Raw genomic sequence first — 24,663 nt, forward strand, 5'->3', positions numbered from 1 at the left:
TCGGCTATACGGGCTAAAAGTTTAATGTATTTTGCAGAGCCTAAAAATCTGGCTCTGCTTCAAAGGTCATTGATTGCTCGCTGCTAGGGTGTGACAGCTTTAGCATTTGTGCATGCAGTTGTAAGCGCGGTGCGCCAGCTAGTGCATCTGAGTGAGCATAAAGTCTATCGCCTAGAATAGGGTGGCCTAATGACAGCATATGAACTCTTAATTGATGCGAGCGGCCAGTAATAGGTGTTAGCTCTACACGAGTGGCATTTTTTTCATATTCAAGCACTTTAAAGTGCGTTAGGGAAGGTTTGCCGTTTTCGTGATCAACCATTTGTTTTGGACGATTAGGCCAGTCACAAATAAGCGGTAAATCAACAGAGCCCGTTGCTTGTTCTAACTTACCATAAACGCGGGCAATGTAGCGTTTTGCAGTTTGGCGTTCTTGAAATTGCATACTCAGGTGGCGATGCGCGGCTTTATTCATAGCTAAACAAATAATCCCCGACGTTGCCATATCTAAACGGTGAACAATTTTAGCTGTTGGAAAAACACGATTCACACGTGATATTAAACAATCTGCATGTTTCGGATCTTTACCGGGAACGGTTAATAATTCACTGGGTTTATTTACAATCAATAAATCGTCATCTTGATACAAAATGGTTAAATACGGAGCGAGCGGGGGATTGTAATTAATTAACACGGCAGACCTCAGTGATTTTTAAGTGCGCTATTTTAGTGGAGTGAGTCATTAGGCTCAAGGGAAAAGATAAAAGTTTAATTGCATGCTTTTTGATCTGGTGTAAAATTACACCAGATTGAAGTTGCAGGAGCTTATTATGGCAAGACAAAGTATTTCACTTACAGAAAAAAATGATTTATGGCTACGTAATCATGTAGAAAATATCGGTGACTACGCAAATAAAAGTGAACTGGTGAATGATTTAATACGCCGTGCAAGAAGGGCTGAGGCGATAAATAGTAAGCTTGCTAAGTCAGAACAAAGTGGCTTTAGCGCTCAATCGGCCGACGAAATGTTAGCAGAATTCAAATCAAATACTAAGTAATGCGAACATTTAAGCTCTCAAATGATGTGAAAGAAGACTTACGTCGCATTTATCAATATGGTTGCCAAGAGTTTTCACAGCAACAAGCGGATACTTACTTTTACAGTTTCTTCGCTATGTTTGAAAAACTAGCTGCAAATCCTTATTCCTACCAATCAGTTGACCATATACGTACAGGCTATCGGCGCGCTGTTTGCGGCTCAGACAGTATTTATTACAGAATTACAGAAACTGATGTTGAGATAATGGCAATATTAGGCGGCCAAGATACTGATGAATGGTTGTAATTCTATAATTTGAGACAAATTGAAGAGTTAAATATAAAAGCGCGGTGTTTATACCGCGCTTTTTGAAATGGTTTAATAATATCTAACTAACGGCTACACCCCTAGTGTGATACCACAATCAAGCGAATCGCATCGAGTTTTAACTGGGCTTTTTCAATATGCGTGGTTAATTCGCTACGTTGCTTATCGTAAAAAGTCAGTTCTTCTTCACGAATATTTGGGTTGATTTGCTTCAGGGCAGCTAAGCGCGCTTGCTCTTGTGCTAACGACTGTTGCATTTGTTCAAGGGCTTCAGTGCGAATAACTTCTAATTTAGCTTGCGCCATCTCTTGAGCTGACTTAATCATTGGGTGAATTGCACTTTGCAGTGCACCCGCAAGTTTGCTGGCTGTTTGACGACCTACCGCTGAAAGTTGCTGATTAAAGCCATCAAAACCTACATTATCACCTAGGTTGTTGCTCGCTTTATCAAGCAAGATGCGGATCGGAGTAGGAGGTAAGAAGCGACCAATCTGTAAAGATTTAGGCGCCATGGCTTCACCAACAAAAATAAGCTCAACAAAGAAAGTACCAGCAGGCAGTTTTTTGTTTTTCAACAGCGCAACAGAGGCAGTACCAAAATCATCATCGCAAATCATATCGAGCGTGCCTTGGACCATTGGGTGATCCCAACTGATAAAGTGTACGTCTTCTTGTGAAAGTGCGGTGTCACGGTCAAAAGTAACGGTGATGCCATCATCTTTTAAGCTTGGGAACGATGGGTTTAGCATGTGCTCCGTTGGCTTTAAAATTATGGTATTTTCGCCTTTATCTTCTTGGCTTACGCCGAATGTATCGAATACGTTGATCATGTAACTTGGTAATTCAAACTGATTATCGAGTTTTTCAATATCAGTGACTAATGAATCAGCAGCACCTTGACCTGATGAATGCAGCTCGAGTAAACGGTCACGGCCGCTTTCCATTTGCTTACGCAACTTCGTATTCTGGCTAGCAACTTGCTCAAGCAGTGGGTCCAACTCGTCTTCATCGCAGTTATGCGCGGCAATAAACTCAAGCAAGTCTTCACTGAACTCTTTATATAGCAATTGCCCAGTGGTCGAGGTTGTTTCAAATGCGTCTAGGCCTTCATTGTACCAACGCAGCAGTACTTCTTGTGCTGTGTTTTCAAAGTATGGCACATGAATGTTCACATCTTGCGTTTGGCCAATTCGGTCTAAGCGACCGATACGTTGCTCTAATAAATCAGGGTTAAGTGGTAAATCAAATAACACTAAGTGATGAGCAAACTGGAAGTTACGCCCTTCTGAGCCAATTTCAGAACAAAGTAGAATTTGCGCATTATCGTACTCATCAGCAAAGAACGCGGCTGCGCGGTCTCGTTCTATAATCGACATACCTTCGTGGAATACTGAAGCTTTAATTGCTTCACGTTCACGCAGGATTTGTTCAAGACTAATTGCAGTTTCTGCTTTTGCACAAATCAGTAATACTTTTTCGTGCTTGAGAGTTTTAAGTGTGTCAATTAGCCAATCTACACGCGGATCAAACGCGCCCCAGCTGGCACTTTCGCCTTCGAACTCTTGGAATATTTTTTCAGGGAATAAAGCACGTTGTGCGCTTAATTCAGCACTTTGAATCCCGCTCATATTACCCAGTACTGAGATAGCCGTTTTATACTGCTTAGGCATTGTCATTGAATAGGCGTGTAGTTTACGGCTAGGGTAACCATCAATACCGCTGCGGCTATTTCTAAATAAAATACGCCCTGTACCATGACGGTCAAGCAGCATAGATAGAATTTCTTTGCGAGCTGCGTCATCACCATTTTGTGCTTGTTCTAACACCGTGGTGATATCGGTTTCTTTTAGCAATTCAATAAGGGTTGCTTTGGCATCGTCGTCAAGTGCTTGATTTTGCAATAACTGGTTAGCAGCCTCTGCAACATTTTTATAATTACTTTCTTCTTCAACAAATGCATCGTAATCATAAAAACGATCAGGGTCGAGTAATTGTAAGCGAGCGAAGTGGCTACGATGACCCAGTTGATCTGGTGTTGCGGTTAATAAAATAAGCCCAGGAATATCTTGGCTTAGTTCGGCCATGCGTTGATATTCTGTACTTGGCTTACCATTATTAAGACTTAAATGATGAGCTTCATCAACAATTAATAGATCCCAATCGGCAAGTGTTGCTTGTTCAAACCAGCGTTTTTTCTTGGTGATAAACTCAAGGCTAGTAAGTACTAACTGCTCTGTTTCAAATACATTTGGCGAGTCGGCAAAGGCTTCATCACAACGTTCTTCATCGAAAATAGAAAAATGTAAATTAAAACGGCGTAGCATTTCAACTAGCCATTGATGCTGCAGGTTTTCAGGCACCACAATAAGAACACGACTAGCACGGCCACTGATAATTTGCTGGTGTAATATCATGCCTGCTTCAATGGTTTTACCTAGGCCTACTTCATCAGAAAGTAATACGCGAGGGGCAAAACGTTTACCCACTTCTTGGGCAATGTATAACTGATGAGGAATAAGGCTTGCACGTTGACCAATTAAGCCTTTAATAGGAGATTGCTGGCGTTCAAATTGATGTTGCCACGTTTGATAACGTAATGTGTAACGATCAAAACGGTCTACTTGACCAGCAAAAAGGCGGTCTTGTGGCTTATTAAACTTGATAAAGTGATCAAGAAAGGTTTCTTTTAATTGTGCTTGTTCACCGTTATCAACACGAGTGCCGTGATAACACAGTAGTTCACCTTGAACTTCAATAGATTCGACTTCAAGTTCCCATTCTTCAACGCTTTTGATCACATCGCCAGGATTAAATGCCACGCGAGTCACCGGCGCTTCTGTCATCGAATAAACGCGGTTTTCGCCACTGGCGGGAAATAATATGCTGACCTGACGGCCTTCAAGGGCAACGACTGTGCCTAATCCTAAATCTGACTCTGTATCACTGATCCAACGCTGACCTAAGGAAAAATTCATGTATGTCTCGTCTATGAAGAAAAAGGCGGCTATGTTACCTGTTACCTAACACCACTGCAAGGCGCTAACTAGCTCACTTTTAATTAATTTTATAACTGTGAATTATTCTTATTTCAGCGATTGCTGTGAAGACTAATTCAAAACAAAAAAAGGTTTGTCATAAAACAGACTTTTATGACATCTAAGCTAAACTTAGAATATACCTTAGCAATCAAATTTTACAGGGCGAGAGATCATCCCGTTTTATTTGATTAGTTTGGTATAGCATAAAAATCATAAAACGTAAGGAAAGTGCTATGGAAAAAGCTTCGAACCTTGATAGTAAAATGTATGTGCTAGATACCAATGTATTACTCCACGAGCCCCTCGCTTATTTATCTTTTCAAGAACATGATGTTGTTATCCCCATGACAGTATTAGAGGAATTAGATCACATTAAAGACCGCAAGCACGACGTTAGCCGTGATGCGCGTGTAGCAATACGAGGTTTAGATGAGGTACTAAAAGACGCAACACCAGAGCAAATGTTACAAGGGGTGGCATTACCGAGTAATAAAAAAGCTAAGGCATCTTCCACGGGTACTTTAATTATTGTAAACGATCATTTATTTGCGGATTCTATCTCAGGCTTGCCAGGTAATGAAAACGATCATCGCATAATTAATTGTGCCGTTCATCTACAAAAACAGCACAGTGATGCCAAAGTTGTACTCGTGACCAAAGACATAAATATGCGGTTAAAGGCTAAAGGCGCGGGGCTTAAGTTTGTTGAAGATTACCGAACTGATCAGCTAATTGATGATATTGCCTTGCTCAGTAGCGGTTATAAAAAGATAGAAGGGGATTTTTGGCAACATGTAGGTGAATGTGAAACACAGCAGCAAGGCCGAGATACTTTTCATAAAGTGGCAAAAAGTTTAATACCTGACGTGTTTTGTAATGAATACTTATTGGATGGCAGCGGTCATTTTGCTGCACGTGTTAAATCCTATGACGATGATAACATCATGCTCAAAGACATGGGGGTTGAGCGTTTAATGCATCAATCAGCGTGGGGGGTTAAGCCTAAAAATATTTACCAAGGCATGGCGCTTGACGCGTTACTCGACCCAAGCATTGAGTTGGTCATTTTAACCGGTCCTGCTGGGTGTGGTAAAACAGGTATTACTGCAAGCTTTTTTTCAATATTTGTGCAGACCTATCTACAGACCTTATTCTTACTGAAGAAATTGAGTATTTATAGCAGGCTCAGATCTAATCTCTCTAACATGTCATTAAGTGTGACTTAAAGGGTAGAACCTTAATCAATAAATATAAATAACGGATTTAACCTGCAAGAAGGCACAAACAAAAATAATAAAGCTAAGGTAAATCTAAAATGACAATAAATAGAAATCAACTCGATACCTTTTCAGTTAACTGGTATTTGAACGAAGAAAGAAAAAGAAAAGAAAGAATCGCAAGATTCAGGAAAGCAACAGACAAAAGCTCATGTGAAGATGGGTTTGATGAATATTGTGATGACGAATGTTTAAGTGAACAGAATCATCAAGAAAAAGAATTAAATGAGGGAATCTAGTATGAAGAACCCAAATGAAAACAGAAGTCCGCGAGTATTAGATACATCGGCATTAGTTCATGATCCAAAGTCATTGCTCGCTTACAGTGAAGATGTATACATTTGTCTAACAGTCCTAGAAGAATTAGATAATTTAAAAGAAAGAACTAATAAATCGGTAAGTGCTGATGCTCGTGTTTGTATTCGTATGCTTGAAGACATTATTAATGGACATAGCGCCGAAGAAATGGAAGCGGGAATACCTCTGCCTTCAACCGAGACAGCGAAAAGAGGCAAGCTATTTATTGGAATAGACACTCAGTTAGATATTGCAAAGGAGTTAAAGCACACGATTGGTAGCGATGCTGACAACAGAATAATTAACTATGCACTACATCTTCAGAAAGAGTTAGATAAAGACGTTACCATCGTTAGCCGCGACATTAATATGCGACTAAAAGCTCGAACTGTTGGTGTTATGGCCGAAGATGTATCCGTTGATAATCAAATCGCAGATATAGATTTGTTATATACAGGACTACAGGCTTTTGAAGGTGATCTGTTTGATCGAATTGAATCAGATAAAGATTTCAAAGTCTCAGGAGAGGTTTATACATTCCCAATAAGCTTGTTCAACGATGAAGTTCAGCCAAACATGTATTGGTACGATGAGGCCGGACACATTGGCCGGATTTCAAAGGTAACTGACACAGAAGTTTTCACGAAGTTATTGCCGCGTAAGCAAGAAAAAGTATGGGGCATATTGCCTAAAAACCAGCGTCAGGCGGTAGCTTTAAGCCAATTAACAGACCCTTACTATGATTTAAATATCATCCTTGGTCCTGCTGGCTCCGGAAAAACTTTTTTGGCAGTTGCTTCGGCGCTGCATCAAGTATTGGAGTTGAAAAAGTACAAAAAAATCGTTGTGGTGCGCTCCAGAGACTTTATGGACGACGATCCGGGATTCTTACCGGGGGATTTAACTGAAAAATCAATGCCTCTTCTGGCAGGTATTACTGACGCATTAATTTCGATGCACTCGGATGATAATCATGAAGGAAATATTCACGCTACAGTTGAACATGTGATCGAAAGAGCTAATATAGAATTTACCAGTATGGCTTATTTTCGTGGCCGTTCAATAGACGATGCTGTTTTAATAATTGATGAAGCACAAAATATGACCCGTGCTCAAATTAAAGGAATGCTTAGTCGCGGTGGCAAAAATTGTCGGACAATCGTATTGGGCAACCTAGCCCAGATTGACGATAAGTTTGTAACACCTGCTTCTTCTGGTGCAAGTGCGGCTGTTAATGTGTTTCGTCATTATGAAAAAGGATCAGTGCTGATTTTTGATGAAGTAGAGCGTAGTAGCTTGGCTGAATTCACTGAAAAGAATATGTAGGCATCAAACTACCATTCACATTTCCTTATAATATTGCGACAATGGCCACTGCTTTTTGCAGTGGCTTTTCAGAGAAGCCCGTTCCCACGAAAACAGGACGAAATGGATTTACTCTGAACTAAAAGATTAAATATTCACATAAAAACTGAGTGACATAGGTGCGTGGCCTAGCGTTGCCGTTTTTTGGTGTATTGATGTCTTTTAAAAAAGAAGACCTGCTAGTAAATATAAAAAGGCAGGCAAAACGATTATCTAAATTATTAACTATTCCCCTTGGACAAGCCCAAGAAGGGGCAGCTATTTGTCTATATGGCTGTGACAGTTACAGCGATTTACTAGTAAAAATAAAAGCTGAATCCTTTGACAACCCATTGATAGCACTGTCTGCACTCTCACCAAACTCGGAAATATTTTTAGTAAAAATATTAGCTAGCCACCTAGATAGCATTATTGGAAATTTTGAAAAAAAATTTCCCGGCTCCAATATAAATGAAGAGATGGTCGTATCCTTGTTTGGGCTTAGCTTTTCAGAGTTCAAACTCAAAATATCTACCTAAAGTTGTACAAATACGTAAGTTGTCATTTTGTTTTTTGGCGATATTATAATAAGAAGGCTGAACGGACAGCCTACGCCTACACATGTTTTTCGCCTTGAAAAACGTGAACAGTGAAGCGGAGCATCCGTAAAAATTTGGTTATTTGAACAATAAATAAAGCAATGTGTTGGTAGGCCATTGTTTATTAGAAAGTTGTTTGGAGAACTAAATGATCTCACTTTATCAATTAAAGAATAAACTCAATAAACAAGCAAAAGAGTTTGCTGAGTTATTAGAGTTTCCTGATCTTTACGCCCAAGGCCTGTGGGCTAGAGGTGTTTATAACTGCCCTCATTTTTCTGATACCCATAATAGCCTCACTGAAGCATTTGAACAGAAAAAACTGGATTCAATTCTAAAGCACGATTCCCTGAAATACTTAATGATCAATGAATACGATGATCAAGAAATTATTGAATCGCTTCATAAAGAAATTGAGTCAATGGCAAACCGTATTGAAAGCCTGATGCTGGTAGATATCAATACATTAGAGTTAGTTTCAGTGATATACCAAGTTTTAGGGTTACCTGAAGATGCCAAGTTTATTGTAAATACAGGAGCTGACTTCCGCTTAGAGTGGCGACCATACTTTGATGCCTTTGATGATCCGTTGATAGTTCAATATGCAGATTTAAAAGTTCATGGTTGTTATTTCAGGCTCATCGCTTCAAAGTTTCCGTTTGAAAAGCTTTCCTTGGATAACATCAAAAAATACATGTACATCAATCATGTAAACCATGATGGTGAATTCGAAGGCTGTATATCCGACGGAAACAGCTTTTCGAAACATGAATGTTGGCTGGTGTTGACACTTGAACTATTCAGTAGTGGCAAAGTTAATAAAGCTCAGTTCAATCCAACAATCTTCAAAATCGAAGGTATGCGCTATTTGGTATATGGCTTCCCACTGATTCCTTCCTTTGTATCTGATTGGCACAAACCTGATTTATGTCTACAGGTTAAAAATCTAGATGGTGATCAAAAGTTCATTGTTCGTATCGATCAGCAAGCTCTTGTTTTCCATGCACGACGTGTCGATACCAATTTTTTTAACACCATCGATTATGAAAAATATATTTCGTTGTATCAGTCTAGCGTTCTGTCACATTTTGATGCTGACAACAATTTACTAAAAGTTAATGGAATTAAGTACCTTAGTTTTTTCCGCCCGTTTTGCCTAGAAGATAAGAAGGAAGCAAAAGCATGAGACCAAGAGTAAAACTAACTAACGCAACACTTATCTCAATTAAATCTGACTTAGAAGATAAGGTTGAACAGGTGCTTTACGCTACTTTTGCTGAGGATAGTAAGAACGGTAAAAAAGGTGAGGCTTTGTTTTCCACGAAAGTCATGGAAGTAAACGGTCTTGAATATAGAACTTTTGGTGCTGACTTTTATATCTTAGATGCAGAACCCCAAAAGTTTGATGTAGATGTATTTGAGTTCAATTTAATGCATGAGTGTATGTACTCTCCAAATGAGCTATTAGAGTTGCGAGAAATGCTCCCTGCTGGCTATTAGTAGGGAGTAACAAATGGACAAAACATATTTAAAGGATGCTTACATACTCTCGGTCTATGACTATAAAGACTTTGAAAAATCATTTCTTGGGGAGTTTTTGTCAGGGGTTGTTATTGACGATGAAACATTCAGATTTCGGCCATTTGAGCAAATGGTAACTTCAAAGATTGTTAGCAAATCTGCTGATGAGGATAAGTTAGAAATATACACACATAGTGAGAGTTGTTATGTGATTGATGCTGACCATAAGTTAATTGATATTTCGTTTGTTGAACTGGTTGTTATGAGGGCGGGAGCTTATTCGGTAGATCGAGTTTTAGAAATGAGAGAGCAACTTAAGTCTCAAAATAAAAGCCATTGAATAACGAAGATAAGAAGTCTGATGAGATTATTATTTGTCACTTACCTCTTTGAAAAAGTTGACGTTAGTCAAATATTCATAAATGTTTACATGACATCAATTTACTTATTCGAAAATTTGTATTAGCATAGTCATGTATATTTTTATGAGAATTTTATGTCTAAAGCATTTTCAAAAGTCTTAGTGATAACGCTTATGCTGTTTGCCTTTGTAGGGCAAGCATTTGCGTATTCTGCTATGCCTTGCGAAATGTCATCAGGTTCTCATGAATCACACATGAACATGAACATGAACATGAACATGGATCATGGTGATATGAATAAAAGCAGTAATGGTCAATCAGAAGATTGTTGTGACGTTGAATGTATTTGTCCTGCAAATGCTTGCTCATCTACGACAGTCCTAAATTCCAGTATTGATTCGACAGATATTCAAATATTCAGTGAATCTGTAGCTGCTCTGCAATCTAAACAACCTCATTCAATTTCCACTTCCCTTTATCGTCCACCAATTTTTGCCTAATACAGGATTAGTGCGTCCAAATTTCGCGCACATGTAATTAATTTTTCTGTTAGTCAATATAGCGTCGTAGCGCTATAGATATTTTCCAGCGATGTCTGGGGGCAAAAATGATCAATAAGTATTTAAAAATAGCAGTAGTAATGCTGCTTTCACCTGCGTTTGCAAACGCCAACGAACATAACCATGCACACAATAACGACGTAACACCTTTGGAGTTAATCGTTTATAAAACCCCTAATTGTGGGTGTTGTAAAAAATGGATAACTCATATTGAAGACAAAGGGAACGTTGCGCATTCCAAAGATTTCCGAAACATCGGCAACATCAAAACTAAGTATGGTATCAAACCTAATTACCGTTCATGCCACACGGCAGTGAGTAGAAATGGATTTGCCTTTGAAGGTCATATACCTGCTAAATTTATTCAGCAGTTCTTATCAGAAGAACATCCCAATGCGATTGGGCTTTCAGTTCCAGCAATGCCAGTTGGCTCTCCCGGTATGGAAGTCGATGACCGCTTTATGCCATACAACGTGTTAATTCTATTTAAAGATGGAACGAGCAAAGTCTATGCAAAAGTTAAAACATACGAGGAGCAATTCTAATGAAATTGAACTCTTCAAACCTTACTTCACTTTCAACTGCATTAATACTCGGCTTATCTGTATTCTCAGCTCAAGCTGAGAAAGTAGTGTCGCTTGAACAAGCTATCACTTTAGCTCAGCAAAATGATCCTTGGCTTCATGGTAGCCGATTGAAACAAAGTGCGGTTGAAAATAGAAGTATCGCTTCAGGTACTTTGCCTGACCCGAAAGTATCGCTAGGGATAATGAATTTACCAACAGATACTTGGGATTTAGATCAGGAAGGAATGACTCAGCTAAAGGTTGGTGTTTCTCAAATGTTTCCGAGAGGAGATAGTCTAGAGATCAAACAAGACCAGTTAAAAATCGAGTCCACGAAATTTCCATTGCTACGTGAGGATCGTAAAGCGAAGTTGAAAAGCCAAGTGTCACAGCTTTGGCTAGATGCTTACTTAGCCCAACAGACCATTAAATTGATAGAAGAAGATTGGGCGCTTTTTGAGCAGATGGCAGAAGTGGCTAAAGCTAGCTACTCAAACGTTGTTGGTAAAACCAGACAGCAAGATGTTATTCGTGCTCAATTGGAAATCGTGCAGTTAGATGACAGGTTAACTTCGCAAAAGCAGAAACTAGAAACGACAATCGCTCGCCTTAATGAGTGGCTTCATATTTACGATGCTGCTCGCTTAAATGAATCATTCAACTTTGACGCGCAACCACTAGAGTTTAGCGTCTCAAAAGAATTGCCTTCGATTCGATTAAAGAATCCAACAGTCCTAACAGCATCTAATTACTCAAGAAATCTATTGGCTCAGGAACTTGCTAATCATCCAGCCATACTTGCAATTGATGTAAAACGCAAAGCTTCAGAAAAAGGAGTTGAGTTAGCCAAACAGCAATATGAGCCGCAATGGGGTGTCAATGCGAGCTATGCCTATCGTGACAATATGCCTTCTGGTGATAGCCGAGCTGATTTATTTTCTGTTGGGGTAACGTTTGATTTGCCTTTGTTCACTGAGAATAGACAAGATAAGCAAGTTGCAGCTTCTATTGCTGATTCAGAAGCTATAAAAACCGAGAAATTATTGCTGACAAAACAAATGATCAGTGCGGTGGAAAAGGAGCTTAGACAGCTTAAACGTTTATCTGACAGGCAGTCTATTTATCAAAAACAACTTCTCAAACAAACGCATGACCAAGCTGAAGCGTCATTGACGGCTTACACCAACGATGATGGTGATTTTGCCGAAGTTGTTCGAGCAAGAATCGCAGAATTAAATGCCAGAATAGCAGCCTTAAAAATTGATGTTGACGCACTTAAAACAGTTGCTCGCATTAACTATTTCTTTTCGTACTCTCAAACTAACTCAAATGCTGAGCATAAGCCAATGCACACTTCGCACAGAATGAATCAACACTTATCCAATCAGCAATTTGGAGAAAAATAATGTCAACGAATACTAAAACACCAAATTTGAAACTAGTAGCCGCCATCATCATTGGGGCAGCACTAGGTGCTGGAGCATTAAGTTTATATCAAGGTACAGGTTCAAGCGGTAATGGCAATGAAGCTACATCAGGAGAGAAAAAACCGCTGTATTGGGTTGCACCGATGGATTCTAATTACCGTCGTGACAAGCCCGGTAAGTCGCCTATGGGTATGGATTTAATTCCTGTGTATGAAGAAGGATCATCTGGTGATGACTTTGGCCCCGGAGCCGTAAAAATCGCGCCTCATGTAGTGAATAATCTTGGGGTTCGCACTGCTCCTGTTGAGCTTAAAAATATGCATACTGAAATATCAACCGTAGGTTACGTTCAATATGATGAAGATAAGCTAATTCACATCCATCCACGTGTAGATGGTTGGATAGAAAAGCTCTACGTCAAAGCCGCAGGTAATCCTGTTGAGAAAGGGCAGCCTCTATATACACTATATTCTCCTCAGCTAGTTAACGCGCAAGAAGAACTATTAATAGCTATAAAGCGCAATAATAGTTCCTTAATTGCGGCGGCCAAAGATCGGCTTAAAGCGTTACAGCTTTCAGCAGACTTTATTCAAAAGCTAGAAAAGACACGAAAGGTTCAGCAAAACATCACCTTTTACTCCCCTCAGGCAGGTGTTGTTGATGGTTTGAAGATTAGAGAGGGTTTTTATGTAAAGCCGGGAAACACCATATTAAGCATTGGTCAGCTAGATCAAGTTTGGGTTGAAGCAGAAGTGTTTGAACGTGACGCAGCCTTAATTAAAGAGGGACTTCCTGTATCAATGACACTTGACTATTTACCCGGTGAGGACTGGGCTGGTGTCGTTGATTATGTCTATCCAACCTTGAACAGTAAAACACGCACACTCAGAGTAAGGTTGAAGTTTGACAACCCTGACTATCAATTAAAACCAAACATGTTCGCACAAGTCTCTATTCACGCTAATCAAGCTGATAGCACCATACTTGTGCCTAAAGAAGCTGTTATTCGAACAGGTAAACAAGACAGAGTTGTACTTGCGTTAGGGGATGGCCAGTTTAAATCTATTGAAGTGACTATTGGCCGTGTTGATATCGATAGTATCGAAATCTTAGAGGGCCTTAATGAAGATGATGTTGTGGTGACATCAGCTCAATTCTTGATTGATTCTGAATCAAGTAAAAGCTCTGACTTTAAACGAATGACTCACGATGAAGTGCCCAACTCTGTTTGGATGCAAGGTGATGTTAATAATGTTATGACTGGGCATCGCATGGTTAATATCAGTCACGGCCCCGCTGAAGCTTGGGATTGGCCTGAGATGGTTATGGATTTTACTGTGGCTGAAAAAGTTGATATTGGCTCATTAAAGTCTGGTCAATCTTTGCACTTTGAGGTGAGTAAAACCGAAGATGGTGGATATGAAATTACTGGAATTCATATCATGAGTGAGTCTGCTGATATGAGTGAAGAAGTATCTTTTGCAACAGTATCAGGTCTAATCAATGCGATTAATGTTGATACGCGTATTCTAAATATTAGCCGAGGCCCAATAGAGAAATGGGATAGACCTGCTGCGACGATGGATTTTATCGTCGCGGACAATATAGAAATAGTTGATTTCAATGTTGGTGATAACGTCACTTTCACTTTTGAGGTGAGAAATAATTTGGTTATCACTGAAATCTATCTTGAATCAAATGAGCAACTAAAGCATGAACCTAAAAGTGCTGTTGACCATTCAAATCATTAAGTTAGGAGATAAATAATGATTGAATCAATTATTAGGTGGTCGATAGGTAATCGCTTTTTTGTCATCTTAGCTACCTTAATTTTGATTGGTGGTGGGTTATTCTCAATTAAAAATACACCAGTTGATGCATTACCAGATCTTTCTGATGTTCAAGTGATAATTAAAACGAATTATCCCGGTCAGGCACCACAAGTAGTGCAAGATCAAGTTACTTACCCTTTAACAACAGCAATGCTGTCAGTTCCGGGGGCTATTACAGTTCGGGGGTATTCATTTTTTGGAGACTCCTTTGTTTATGTCATCTTTGATGAAGACACCGATTTATATTGGGCAAGGAGCAGAGTACTTGAATATTTAAGTCAAGTAGCCCCTTCGCTACCTGCTACCGCACGCCCACAACTAGGACCTGACGCCACAGGCGTTGGCTGGGTTTATTTATATTCCCTTGTAGACAAAACGGGCAGCTTAGATATTAGCCAATTGCGTAGTATTCAAGATTGGTTCTTAAAATATGAATTGCAAACTGTACCGGGAGTTTCTGAGGTTGCTGCTGTTGGTGGCATGGTTAAACAATATCAAATACAAGTCGATCCCGATAAATTAAGAGCCTACGGTATACCACTTAGTCACATTCAAATGGCACTTAAACGTGGTAACCAAGAAACAGGTGCCTCAGTTGTTGAAATGGCGGAAGCAGAGTACATGGTTACCGCAACTGGCTATATCAAAAGTATTTCCGACATAGAGTTGATCCCTCTTGGTGTTAACGCACAAGGAACCCCGCTTACCATTGGCGATGTGGCGGAAGTCAACCTAGGTCCACAAATGAGACGAGGCATTGCTGAACTAAATGGTGAAGGAGAAGTCGTTGGTGGTGTTGTTGTTATGCGCTTTGGTGAAAACGCACAAAAAACTATTGATGGAGTAAAAGCCAAATTAGAAGAGTTAAAAAAAGGTTTACCCGAAGGAGTTGAAATAGTTACGGTTTATGATCGCTCTGGCTTAATAGGAGAGGCGGTAGAAAACCTATGGAGTAAATTGCTCGAAGAGCTTGCTGTCGTCGCGATTGTATGTGTTGCATTTCTGTTTCATTTGCGATCTTCGATTGTTGCAGTTGTCACTCTACCTATTGGCATCTTAGCTTCATTTATCATCATGCATATGCAAGGTATCAATGCGAATATTATGTCATTAGGTGGTATCGCTATTGCAATTGGTGCGATGACAGATGGCGCAATAGTGATGATTGAAAATATGCATAAGCATATGGAAAAGACACCGCTAACGGATGAAAATCGTTGGCAAATAGTCTCGAAAGCTGCAAGTGAAGTCGGTCCAGCACTATTTTTTAGTTTGCTCATCATTACAGTCTCATTCTTGCCAGTATTTATTTTGGAAGCGCAAGAAGGAAGAATGTTTTCTCCACTTGCTTACACAAAAACATATGCAATGGCCGCATCAGCAGGCTTAGCGATAACATTAGTTCCTGTTTTAATGGGGTATTTTATTCGAGGAAAAATTGTTTCAGAAAAGAAAAACCCTTTAAACAGACTGCTTATTGCTATCTACATGCCTGTTTTAAAGCAAGTTATGAAGTTTCCTAAATCGACAATAGTAGCAGCAATATTAGTGACGATTGTTGGTTTTTGGCCTGTCGATAAAATTGGTAGTGAATTTATTCCTCCTTTAGACGAAGGCGATCTTATGTATATGCCGACTACCTATCCGGGAATTTCCATTGGTAAGGCAAGAGAAATTCTACAGCAGACAGACAAGCTAATTAAAACAGTGCCAGAAGTTGAAACAGTATTTGGTAAAGTAGGAAGAGCTGAAACTGCAACTGATCCCGCGCCTCTAACTATGATTGAGACCTTCATTCAGTTGAAGCCTCAAGAAGAGTGGCGTGAGGGAGTTACAACAGAATCTCTAAAAGCTGAGTTTGATAAGTTGGTTAAGTTTCCGGGCTTGACGAATGCTTGGGTTATGCCAATCAAAACTCGTATTGATATGTTGGCAACAGGTATTAAAACGCCAGTAGGTATTAAAGTAGCAGGAGCTGATTTAAATACGATTCAAGAGATAGGGCAACAAATAGAGCAATTGTTACCAGAGGTGACAGGAACCGCTTCAGTTTATTCTGAACGAGTTGCAGGTGGACGATATATCAAAGTTGATATTTCTCGTGAGAAAGCAAGTCGTTTTGGATTAAACATCGATGACGTACAACAAGTAGTTTCAACTGCTATTGGTGGGATGAATGTCACTCAAACAGTAGAAGGTCAAGAGCGTTATCCTGTCAACTTGCGATACCCACAAGATTATCGTGACTCTCCAGAGCAGTTGTCGCGCTTGCCTGTTGTCACTCCAAATGGACAACGCATCGCACTAGGTGACGTAGCTGAAATAAAAGTAGAAGTAGGCCCTCCGGGGATCAAGAGTGAAAATGCACGTATTAATGGTTGGACGTTCATTGATATAGAGGGCGTTGACGTAGGTACTTATGTTGAAAGTGCAAAAGAGCATTTAGCTAAAAATCTTATATTACCAGCAGGTTATTCGATTACTTGGGCTGGTCAATACGAATATATGGAAAGAGCCAAAGCCAAGCTTACTTACGTTGTTCCATTGACGCTCGCCATTATTGTTATTTTGCTTTATTTGAACTTCAGAGCGTTTAGCGAAGTTGCGATCATCATTGTGACTTTACCGATGGCAATGATCGGTGGGTTATGGTTGATGTATTTAGAAGGGTTCAACTTCTCTGTAGCAGTTGGTGTAGGCTTTATTGCTCTGGCTGGAGTAGCTGTTGAGATTGGCGTAATAATGTTGGTATATCTCAATCAGGCGCTCGCTGAACTTAAGGAAAAAGCGAAAGAGCGAGCAGAACTCATCTCAGAAGATGAATATCAAGATGCCTTATTGCACGGTGCTGGATTACGTGTTCGTCCTGTAATGATGACAGTAGCGACAATCATTATCGGCCTAATGCCTATTTTATATGGTACAGGAACAGGCTCTGAGGTAATGAGTCGTATTGCTGCACCAATGGTAGGTGGGATGACAAGTGCAGTCCTGCTAACTCTAATTGTTTTACCCGCGATTTATTCAATCGTTAAAAAGCCCGAAGTAAACGCCTTTAACAAGGAACTTTCTAACTCGGAGCTAAAAAACAATGCTTAGAAAAGCTAGGAAGTACCATAAATGGCTAATGGCATTTGTAGGGATACAATTCCTTTTCTGGTCGATTACTGGTGTGTATATGGTGACTATGGATATTCACTATATACACGGCGAAACCTTGGCTAAGAGTGAGGAAGCCAAAATAGATTTAGCAAGTATGGATTACTCCATTGTAAAGCTAGCTGCGGATTATCCTAAAGCTAGCCAAGTTACACTTACTCAAAGTATGGGCCGTCCTTTGTATTCTTTTATTAATGGAGAAAATGGAAAAGTAGCAATAGATGCTAAAACTGGAGCTGTTCAGGCCCTTGTAGATGAAACCAAGGCTAAAGAAATCGCACAATACCATTATGTGCTGAATCATCAAATCGACAGCATAAGGTTGATTAAGTCTGCGACAAACTTGCCTGCTGAGTTGTCCCCAAGGCATTTACCTGTTTGGAGAGTGACGTTTGAGCAATTCTCCACACCGACATTTTATATAAGTCAACAAACAGGATCACTTGTTGCCAAGCGTCATGATTACTGGCGATTGTTTGATTGGATGTGGCGGTTCCACATTATGGATTACTATGATGGAGAAAACGTATCTAACTGGTTTTTGTTCTTGGTCGCAACTCTAGGTCTAATGGGAGCAATTACTGGCGCAGTATTGACTTATTACCGAGTGCTTTCCCCAAATAAAAAGAGAGTCATTTGATGCGACTATTTAAGTTAAATACAACGATACACAAGTGGCTTTCTTTATTTGTTGGTTTACAACTGCTTATTTGGTTGGGAACGGGCCTTTACTTCAATTTGATGGATCACAGTAAAGCCAGTGGTAATGAACTTAGAGTTCATTCTCATCATGAAGGTAGCATTACAGGCTTTGACCTATTCCCTATTAAAGACATTACTAGTAATGCTCCGCAGGAAGTAAACCTTATATGGGTTTTACATCAGCCTTACTATCATTTTGTGTTCGATAAGGGGCAGCATAGCTATCAAGAACGCCACTCAAAGCTATTTGATGCTGTAACAGGAAAGCCATTTAATTTGTCTGAAGAACAAGTACTAACTTTGGCAAAAAACTCCTACTCAGGACAGGGTAAGTTAACTACTCCAGTGTTATCTCAACCTCCGTTTTCTGATCACGTAAGGCAGCAAAATCCTATGTGGCAAGTTGCCGTTGAGGATGAGAACAATACAACTATTTATTTAGATAGTATTACAGGTCAAGTACTTCGCCATGCCAATGATGATTTCAGATTGAAAGATCTGATGATGAAGCTTCACTTTATGGACTATGGCAATTCTGGAGGATTTAACCATTGGTTGATCATTGCATTTGCTTTTGCAACGCTATTCCTTTCAATTACTGGTGTTACTTGGCTGATACAACAGTATCGAAGTGGTTTACTGAAGCTAGGTTGGGGCACTAACAGGCAAAAAGTGGCAGTGACGTTTTCCAATGAAAATACTATTACTGACATCTCAGCAGTTGGTCGCTCAACTGTATTAGAAGGGCTAGCTAGTTCACATGTATACCTTCCTTCAGGTTGCGGTGGTGGCGGTACTTGTGGCAAATGCGTGTTCTTAAGTTCAACTAAATTACCTATCACACTATCTGAAGAGGAACATTTATCTCAGGAGCAACTTAAGGAAGGTTATCGGCTTGGATGTCAGCATAGGTTCTCTGAAATTAGTTCAATTGAAGTTAATACTGATCGCAATATTGAAAATCATGAGCTAGTTGTGGTTGCGACTAATTTCATTACTCCTTTTATCAAGGAAGTGAAATTTAAGCTGAAATCAGGCAAACAGTTGGCATTTAAAGCTGGTGCATATATGCAATTTGATGTGCCAGCAGGGATGAATAGCTTACGTCCAGATGATATGCCAGAGTGCTATGAAAAATACTGGGATAGCTACTATCATGGAAAATTTTCTCATAACGGTGCAACTCGCCACTACTCATTAGTTAACTTTGACGAGGAGTCTGATGAGTTAATGTTTAATATCCGTTGGCAGACCGCAAAGAATGGTTTTAAAGCAGGAATAGGTTCAAGTTATTTAGGTTCACTCCAAGTAGGTGAAACGATAACTGCAAAAGGCCCTTTTTCTGATTTTTATGCCACTTCAAATAAAAAAGTTAGTCGCGTGTTTATAGGTGCGGGTTCAGGACTTGCACCACTAAGGTCTATTATTTTTGAACAGTTGAAAAAGCATAAAGATAAAAGTGGTTTGACTCTTATCTATGGTGCGCGAACTGAAGATGACTTGCTATACCATAATGAATTGAAGTCACTGAGTGAGAAGCATAAAAACTTCTCTTATATTCCTACTCTTTCTAATCCTTCAGAAGAATGGCAAGGGCACTCAGGCTATGTTCAAAAAGTACTTCTGCCGTATATGAACCAAAAATCAGAACTGCTTTTGGCTGAGTTTTACTTGTGCGGTCCAGAAGCAATGATGAGTGAAGTGGAAAAAATAATTACAGATGCTGGGATTCCAAGTAATCAAATTTTCAAAGATAAATTTAGTCGTTAATCCATTAAATAAATAGAGGTAAATATGAAAAAACTAATTAAATTTTTAACCGTAATCAGTGTCGTTTTTAGTAGTGCGGTATTTGCGCATGTGCATCTTGAAAAAAGTGTGCCTGCTGATAATGCAATGCTAATGAATCCTCCAGAAGAGTTAACTTTGGTGTTCACCAAAGAGGTACGGGTTGTAAAAGTTTCATTGGCCAATAAACAAGGCGAAGAATTTAAATTTGGATTCGAGCCTTCTAAAGTCGCTACTAGCAAATTTACATGGAAACTACCTAAATTAGCTCCTGCAAACTATGCTGTGGATGTAACCTTCTTAGGTAACGATGGTCATAAAATGAAACATAGCTTCGGCTTTATGGTTCACTAAAATAGGCGGTGTGATTGATATGGAAATGTATATCTGGAATACAGTCATTGTACTGTCAAAAATTGTATTTTACGTCGGCTTTGCCTGTATTGCCGGCTATACATTTTTCAGACAAATTTTTGAGCATAATGAATCTCATAGTAATGCTGTAATAGCGAATTTAACGTGGACAAGAACTTATATAGTTATGGCTTTGATCGCTAATATTACTTGGTTCTTTGCCAGTACTGGTGCAATGGCAGAAGAGGGAATTCAGGGGGCGATAGACGCTGATATATTGGCTATTATGTGGGACTCCTCTGTCGGCACTGGAGCTTTGCTTCGAGCGCTTGGGCTAGTTACCGCAATAATCGCTTTAGCTTTAAGGTTCAAACTCGCTGTGAACTCGTACTTAAAACAAAGCGCTTTAATGTTGAGTTTATTAATCCTTGCATACTCATTCACGTTACTGGGTCATATTTCTGAGTTAGGCACAATTGAAAAAGGCTTGCTTATTTTGCATGTGCTCGTTATGGCATGGTGGTTTGGGGCGTTATTGCCACTAAAACAGGCTTGCCATCAGCTAAGTTATGCAGAACTTCATTTGCTGATGGAAAGCTTTGGCAAACAAGCAAGTTTTACATTGAGCCTATTGTTGGTAGCAGGCCTCTGGCTCGTGATTCAATTGGTCGGAAGTCTTGATGCACTAATAAGCTCAAGTTACGGACAAACACTGTTGTTTAAATTGGCCCTTGTAGTGTCTATTTTGGCACTTGCTGCTAAACATAAACTAATACTCGTTCCACAACTTAAAAATAGTCAAGGCAGAGAGGCTTTATCTAAATCTATCTCGATAGAAATGGTAGTAGCTTTTGCCATTTTATCTGTAACGGCTGGGCTTACTAGTGTTGTTGGCCCTGCAAATTAAAACCTAAAAGAGAGAATGAAAATGAAAATGAAAACAATAAATATATTACTCGTTTTATTAATGACGTTTAGTTTCGCAGCAAACGCTCATGGTGATAAGAACAAAGACAAAGGTTTGTTTAAAGGTATAGATACCCCAGCCGCAAAAGTTGTTTTGGCATTTCATCAAGCACTTGAAACTGGCAATCAAAAACAGGCTAGAGCACAGTTAGCGGATGATGTCACCATTTTCGAGGGAGGCCGCGTTGAAAGGAGCGCTGATGAATATGCTCATCATCATATGTTGTCGGATATGAAGTATTTAGCAGCGATGAAGAGCGACACACTTGAACATCAAGTGACGATACTTGGAAATACCGCTATCTCTGCGTCGCGCAGTCAAACTACAGGTACTCATAAAGGTGTTGAACGCGATTATCAAGGCATGGAAACGATGGTGCTGGAAAAACAAAATGGTGAATGGAAGATTAAGCACATTCATTGGTCACATTAATTTATTGTTCAAACAACGGAGAGTAAAATGAGAAATAACAATCCATTACATCAAGTTTCTACGCCACGTAGACGCTTTGTACAAGGATTAGCTGCTGGCGGTGTATTAGCTGCTTTTCCAAGTGTTCTTCATGCAGCTTCATCTTTGCTTGCTGGAACTTCAACAGGTACTGCGCCCGAACTAAGTGGGGAAGTCATAGATCTGGTGATAGATGAGTCACCAGTAAACTTCACAGGTGTTGTAAGAATGGCTACAACAATCAATGGCTCAATACCAGCTCCTACCTTGCGCCTCAGAGAAGGTGATGACGTTACTATCAGGGTAACGAATAAATTATCAGTGCCGAGTTCAATTCATTGGCATGGGATCATTCTTCCGTATCAAATGGATGGCGTACCGGGTATTAGCTTTAAAGGTATAATGCCGGGTGAAACCTTTGTTTATAAATTTAAGCTGCAACAAAGCGGCACATATTGGTATCACTCACACAGTGGTTTTCAAGAAATGACAGGTATGTACGGCGCATTAATTATTGAGCCAAGAGAAAAGGATATTATTAGTGCTGACAATGAGCATGTCATCCAATTGTCTGATTGGACTGATGATGACCCAATGGATTTGTTTCGCAAGTTAAAAGTACAGAGCGATGTATTTAACTTTAATCAACCTACTGTTCCAGAGTTTTTTGATGACATTTCAAATAGCAGCGTTTCAAATGCGCTACAACGCCGGGAAATGTGGAATAAAATGAGAATGAACCCTACAGATCTTGCAGACTTATCAGCATCTGCAATGACTTTTTTAATGAATGGTTGTGCGCCTTTGACAAATTGGCGTGGAATGTTTAAAGCTGGCGAAAAGGTTAGGCTTAGATTTATTAACGGTTCTAGCAATACGTTTTTTGATGTAAGAATACCTGAGCTGAAGTTAACAGTTGTACAAGCTGATGGACAAAATGTTGAACCTGTGACAGTAGATGAATTTAGATTTGGTCCCGGTGAAACTTATGATGTACTTGTCGAGCCAAAAAATGATGCATATACGATTTTTGCACAAAGCATGGATCGCTCAGGTTATGCTAAAGGTACTTTATCAATGGCACCTAACGTTGATGCACCAGTACCTTCTTTAGACCCCGTTGAGTGGTTAACGATGACAGATATGATGGGCAATATGACCCATGATAGTGTGCATTCTACAATGGCTGATACGGCAGGTATGTCGGGCATGAATTCTAATAAAATGGATCATAGTGCAATGGGTCATGGAGCGATGGCAATGGATCATAGTAAACATGGAATGACTAAAAACCCATTAGCTGTTGCTAGCACTAAAGTGCGTCATGCAAAAACAGAGTATGGAGCTTCTGTTGATATGCGTGTTGATATGCCTAGAACAAACCTTGATGATCCCGGTATAGGTTTACGTAAAAATGGACGCCGTGTTTTAACACTTGCAGATTTACATTCTCTTGAGGGAATTACAAACCAGCAAGAGCCAGAGGCTGAAATTGAATTACATTTAACTGGAAACATGGAGCGTTATAGCTGGTCATTTGATGGCTTGGAATTTGGAAAAAGCACGCCAGTTCACATGAAGCATAATCAACGTTTAAGAGTTATTTTACAAAACGATACAATGATGACACATCCAATGCACCTGCATGGTATGTGGAGCGATTTGGAGAATGAAAAAGGTGATGTACAGGTTCGTCGCCATACTATCCCTGTACAACCAGCGCAAAGAATTAGTTTTTTAACAACACCTCATGACGTAGGTCGCTGGGCATGGCATTGCCATTTATTATTCCACATGGATGCAGGTATGTTTAGAGAGGTAGTTGTATCATGAGAAAATTAATACTAACCAATACGTTAAAACTATTATTAATAGGTTTGCCCCTTATAAGTGTATCTGTATCTGCAAAAGATGAGATGACTGAGATGGGTGATTCTAAAATGCAAGCACAAGGTGGAGATGCACCTAAAGATGCTAGAGACCCTCATGCTTATGCCGCAGGTACAACATTGACTGAAGGTCCTTATGCACTCAATAGCGACAAACGACTGACTTTGGCAGATGAGCATTCATTTTACGCGCTACTAGGGGATCGTCTTGAATATAATGAGCAAACAAACGCAGGTGTTTTTGACTTTCAGGCATGGTATGGCACTACTTTTGATAGATTAGTCATCAAAACTGAGGGAGATTTTAGCGAAGGTAATTTAGAGGAGAACCAAACAGATTTTCTATGGGGCCACGCAATATCTGCTTATTGGGATACACAAGTCGGTATTCGACTTGATTACAATAACGAAGGTGAAAACCGCAAATGGCTAGCTTTTGGTTTACAAGGTCTAGCCCCCTACTGGTTTGAAATTGATATGACTGCGTATTTAGGAGAGCAAGGTAATAGTGCATTTTCGATCGAAGCTGAGTATGAGCTATTACTTACTCAAAAGTTAATTGTTCAACCACGAGCAGAGTTGACGCTTTACGGTAAGGATGACGTCCAAAATAACCTTGGTAGTGGCTTATCTAGCAGTGCTATTGGTTTTCGGGTTCGTTATGAGTTTACCCGCCAGTTTGCTCCCTATGTTGGCGTTGAGTGGACAAATAAATTTGGTAATACAGCCGACTTTGCGAAGTTAAATGGGCAAAGTACTCGTGATACTGCTTTTGTTGCAGGTATCAAGTTCTGGCTCTGATGTGAAGAAATACTATATTGACTTGATGAGAGCTACCGCAACTATATTGATGGTAGCTTTCGTTTTTTGGGATTTAAACCATTTTAGTTATGTTAGGAAAGGCCTAACTAATAGTTTTTTTGGAAAGAACTAAGAGCAGTAATAGTAAGCTACTTCTTGTTTTCAGTCGGTGCCAGTCTGGTGTATACCTATCAAGGTGGAATATCAGCTAAGAAGTAAAGTTGGCGAATGTTTAAGGTTAAAGAGTCAAGCCAAAAAACATCGCCATTGAAAGACGTACAATAGGCCATTTTATCACTTTTGATGAACGGGAATTGGGTGTGCTCGGGATAGAACCGATTGTTGCAAAGTACTACGCTTAAAG

The 24,663-nt window shown here is 39.7% G+C and carries 22 protein-coding genes and 1 pseudogene; 21 read left to right on the forward strand and 2 right to left on the reverse strand.

Annotation, left to right across the window (positions count from 1 at the left end; all coding sequences use genetic code 11):
* Positions 1-40: 40 nt before the first annotated feature.
* Positions 41-694 (reverse strand): bifunctional tRNA pseudouridine(32) synthase/23S rRNA pseudouridine(746) synthase RluA, encoded by a 654-nt coding sequence (gene rluA / locus QMA12_RS07750; RefSeq protein WP_290209140.1) that lies wholly within the window; start codon positions 692-694, stop codon positions 41-43.
* A gap of 136 nt (positions 695-830) precedes the next feature.
* Here rluA and QMA12_RS07755 point away from each other — a divergent pair, with 136 nt between their 5' ends.
* On the forward strand, positions 831-1,058 hold the full coding sequence (locus QMA12_RS07755) for a CopG family transcriptional regulator (protein ID WP_087533522.1): 228 nt from the start codon (positions 831-833) through the stop codon (positions 1,056-1,058).
* Positions 1,058-1,345, forward strand: a complete 288-nt coding sequence (locus tag QMA12_RS07760; protein WP_290209142.1) for a type II toxin-antitoxin system RelE/ParE family toxin — start codon at positions 1,058-1,060, stop codon at positions 1,343-1,345. Before QMA12_RS07755 ends, QMA12_RS07760 begins: the two co-directional genes overlap by 1 nt.
* Before the next feature lie 101 nt (positions 1,346-1,446).
* Here QMA12_RS07760 and rapA read toward each other — a convergent pair whose 3' ends face one another.
* Entirely contained in the window at positions 1,447-4,341 is a 2,895-nt protein-coding gene (gene rapA / locus QMA12_RS07765) for an RNA polymerase-associated protein RapA (RefSeq protein ID WP_290209143.1), read from the reverse strand.
* 296 nt (positions 4,342-4,637) lie between these two features.
* Here rapA and QMA12_RS07770 point away from each other — a divergent pair.
* From QMA12_RS07770 to QMA12_RS07860, 19 genes and pseudogenes are all read left to right on the forward strand, one after another.
* Positions 4,638-5,501, forward strand: a pseudogene (locus QMA12_RS07770) (PIN domain-containing protein); the annotation flags it as partial.
* 218 nt (positions 5,502-5,719) lie between these two features.
* Positions 5,720-5,920, forward strand: a complete 201-nt coding sequence (locus QMA12_RS07775) for a hypothetical protein (protein WP_138522003.1) — start codon at positions 5,720-5,722, stop codon at positions 5,918-5,920.
* A 1-nt stretch (position 5,921) separates the two neighbouring features.
* Complete coding sequence (locus QMA12_RS07780; protein WP_290209144.1) at positions 5,922-7,304, forward strand: PhoH family protein; 1,383 nt, start codon at positions 5,922-5,924, stop codon at positions 7,302-7,304.
* A gap of 194 nt (positions 7,305-7,498) precedes the next feature.
* Positions 7,499-7,861 (forward strand): hypothetical protein, encoded by a 363-nt coding sequence (locus QMA12_RS07785; RefSeq protein WP_016708261.1) that lies wholly within the window; start codon positions 7,499-7,501, stop codon positions 7,859-7,861.
* Positions 7,862-8,069: 208 nt separating this feature from the next.
* Positions 8,070-9,107, forward strand: a complete 1,038-nt coding sequence (locus QMA12_RS07790) for a hypothetical protein (protein ID WP_290209145.1) — start codon at positions 8,070-8,072, stop codon at positions 9,105-9,107.
* Entirely contained in the window at positions 9,104-9,421 is a 318-nt protein-coding gene (locus QMA12_RS07795) for a hypothetical protein (RefSeq protein WP_045979610.1), read from the forward strand. The genes QMA12_RS07790 and QMA12_RS07795 overlap by 4 nt, the downstream gene beginning before the upstream one ends.
* Positions 9,422-9,434: 13 nt before the next feature.
* Positions 9,435-9,782 carry a hypothetical protein gene (locus QMA12_RS07800; protein ID WP_045979609.1) on the forward strand — a complete coding sequence of 116 codons (348 nt, stop codon included), beginning with the start codon at positions 9,435-9,437 and terminating at the stop codon, positions 9,780-9,782.
* A gap of 156 nt (positions 9,783-9,938) precedes the next feature.
* Positions 9,939-10,304 (forward strand): hypothetical protein, encoded by a 366-nt coding sequence (locus QMA12_RS07805; RefSeq protein ID WP_290209146.1) that lies wholly within the window; start codon positions 9,939-9,941, stop codon positions 10,302-10,304.
* Between the two features lie 107 nt (positions 10,305-10,411).
* On the forward strand, positions 10,412-10,909 hold the full coding sequence (locus tag QMA12_RS07810; protein ID WP_063528221.1) for a DUF411 domain-containing protein: 498 nt from the start codon (positions 10,412-10,414) through the stop codon (positions 10,907-10,909).
* The gene (locus tag QMA12_RS07815) at positions 10,909-12,336 is read left to right on the forward strand and encodes a TolC family protein (protein ID WP_290209147.1); all 1,428 of its coding nucleotides are present in this window, start codon (positions 10,909-10,911) and stop codon (positions 12,334-12,336) included. Before QMA12_RS07810 ends, QMA12_RS07815 begins: the two co-directional genes overlap by 1 nt.
* On the forward strand, positions 12,336-14,108 hold the full coding sequence (locus QMA12_RS07820; RefSeq protein ID WP_290209148.1) for an efflux RND transporter periplasmic adaptor subunit: 1,773 nt from the start codon (positions 12,336-12,338) through the stop codon (positions 14,106-14,108). Before QMA12_RS07815 ends, QMA12_RS07820 begins: the two co-directional genes overlap by 1 nt.
* Positions 14,109-14,123: 15 nt before the next feature.
* Positions 14,124-17,288, forward strand: a complete 3,165-nt coding sequence (locus tag QMA12_RS07825; RefSeq protein ID WP_074988939.1) for an efflux RND transporter permease subunit — start codon at positions 14,124-14,126, stop codon at positions 17,286-17,288.
* Positions 17,281-17,988: a hypothetical protein gene (locus QMA12_RS07830; protein ID WP_008109638.1), complete on the forward strand. Its 708-nt coding sequence runs from the start codon at positions 17,281-17,283 to the stop codon at positions 17,986-17,988. Before QMA12_RS07825 ends, QMA12_RS07830 begins: the two co-directional genes overlap by 8 nt.
* A complete protein-coding gene (locus QMA12_RS07835; RefSeq protein WP_239977239.1) occupies positions 17,988-19,820 on the forward strand; it encodes a 2Fe-2S iron-sulfur cluster-binding protein in 1,833 nt (610 codons plus the stop codon). Before QMA12_RS07830 ends, QMA12_RS07835 begins: the two co-directional genes overlap by 1 nt.
* A 24-nt stretch (positions 19,821-19,844) precedes the next feature.
* Positions 19,845-20,192 (forward strand): copper resistance CopC family protein, encoded by a 348-nt coding sequence (locus QMA12_RS07840; RefSeq protein ID WP_010558032.1) that lies wholly within the window; start codon positions 19,845-19,847, stop codon positions 20,190-20,192.
* Positions 20,193-20,211: 19 nt separating this feature from the next.
* Positions 20,212-21,099 (forward strand): CopD family protein, encoded by an 888-nt coding sequence (locus tag QMA12_RS07845; RefSeq protein ID WP_045979603.1) that lies wholly within the window; start codon positions 20,212-20,214, stop codon positions 21,097-21,099.
* Positions 21,100-21,120: 21 nt separating this feature from the next.
* Positions 21,121-21,591: a nuclear transport factor 2 family protein gene (locus QMA12_RS07850; RefSeq protein WP_008467847.1), complete on the forward strand. Its 471-nt coding sequence runs from the start codon at positions 21,121-21,123 to the stop codon at positions 21,589-21,591.
* A 27-nt stretch (positions 21,592-21,618) separates the two neighbouring features.
* The gene (locus QMA12_RS07855; protein ID WP_135923583.1) at positions 21,619-23,442 is read left to right on the forward strand and encodes a copper resistance system multicopper oxidase; all 1,824 of its coding nucleotides are present in this window, start codon (positions 21,619-21,621) and stop codon (positions 23,440-23,442) included.
* A complete protein-coding gene (locus tag QMA12_RS07860; protein ID WP_016708246.1) occupies positions 23,439-24,299 on the forward strand; it encodes a copper resistance protein B in 861 nt (286 codons plus the stop codon). Before QMA12_RS07855 ends, QMA12_RS07860 begins: the two co-directional genes overlap by 4 nt.
* Positions 24,300-24,663 lie beyond the last annotated feature (364 nt).

This window comes from Pseudoalteromonas sp. APC 3893 (assembly GCF_030408095.1).
GTDB lineage: Bacteria > Pseudomonadota > Gammaproteobacteria > Enterobacterales > Alteromonadaceae > Pseudoalteromonas.

Coding starts and splice junctions, on each gene's coding strand:
- QMA12_RS07815 (WP_290209147.1), top strand. CDS start 10,909: ATGAAATTGAACTCTTCAAACCTTACTTCACTTTCAACTGCATTAATA.
- QMA12_RS07810 (WP_063528221.1), top strand. CDS start 10,412: ATGATCAATAAGTATTTAAAAATAGCAGTAGTAATGCTGCTTTCACCT.
- QMA12_RS07840 (WP_010558032.1), top strand. CDS start 19,845: ATGAAAAAACTAATTAAATTTTTAACCGTAATCAGTGTCGTTTTTAGT.
- QMA12_RS07805 (WP_290209146.1), top strand. CDS start 9,939: ATGTCTAAAGCATTTTCAAAAGTCTTAGTGATAACGCTTATGCTGTTT.
- QMA12_RS07830 (WP_008109638.1), top strand. CDS start 17,281: ATGCTTAGAAAAGCTAGGAAGTACCATAAATGGCTAATGGCATTTGTA.
- QMA12_RS07790 (WP_290209145.1), top strand. CDS start 8,070: ATGATCTCACTTTATCAATTAAAGAATAAACTCAATAAACAAGCAAAA.
- QMA12_RS07775 (WP_138522003.1), top strand. CDS start 5,720: ATGACAATAAATAGAAATCAACTCGATACCTTTTCAGTTAACTGGTAT.
- QMA12_RS07850 (WP_008467847.1), top strand. CDS start 21,121: ATGAAAATGAAAACAATAAATATATTACTCGTTTTATTAATGACGTTT.
- QMA12_RS07795 (WP_045979610.1), top strand. CDS start 9,104: ATGAGACCAAGAGTAAAACTAACTAACGCAACACTTATCTCAATTAAA.
- QMA12_RS07800 (WP_045979609.1), top strand. CDS start 9,435: ATGGACAAAACATATTTAAAGGATGCTTACATACTCTCGGTCTATGAC.
- QMA12_RS07835 (WP_239977239.1), top strand. CDS start 17,988: ATGCGACTATTTAAGTTAAATACAACGATACACAAGTGGCTTTCTTTA.
- rapA (WP_290209143.1), bottom strand. CDS start 4,341: ATGAATTTTTCCTTAGGTCAGCGTTGGATCAGTGATACAGAGTCAGAT.
- QMA12_RS07820 (WP_290209148.1), top strand. CDS start 12,336: ATGTCAACGAATACTAAAACACCAAATTTGAAACTAGTAGCCGCCATC.
- QMA12_RS07755 (WP_087533522.1), top strand. CDS start 831: ATGGCAAGACAAAGTATTTCACTTACAGAAAAAAATGATTTATGGCTA.
- QMA12_RS07860 (WP_016708246.1), top strand. CDS start 23,439: ATGAGAAAATTAATACTAACCAATACGTTAAAACTATTATTAATAGGT.
- QMA12_RS07845 (WP_045979603.1), top strand. CDS start 20,212: ATGGAAATGTATATCTGGAATACAGTCATTGTACTGTCAAAAATTGTA.
- QMA12_RS07825 (WP_074988939.1), top strand. CDS start 14,124: ATGATTGAATCAATTATTAGGTGGTCGATAGGTAATCGCTTTTTTGTC.
- QMA12_RS07780 (WP_290209144.1), top strand. CDS start 5,922: ATGAAGAACCCAAATGAAAACAGAAGTCCGCGAGTATTAGATACATCG.
- QMA12_RS07760 (WP_290209142.1), top strand. CDS start 1,058: ATGCGAACATTTAAGCTCTCAAATGATGTGAAAGAAGACTTACGTCGC.
- QMA12_RS07785 (WP_016708261.1), top strand. CDS start 7,499: ATGTCTTTTAAAAAAGAAGACCTGCTAGTAAATATAAAAAGGCAGGCA.
- QMA12_RS07855 (WP_135923583.1), top strand. CDS start 21,619: ATGAGAAATAACAATCCATTACATCAAGTTTCTACGCCACGTAGACGC.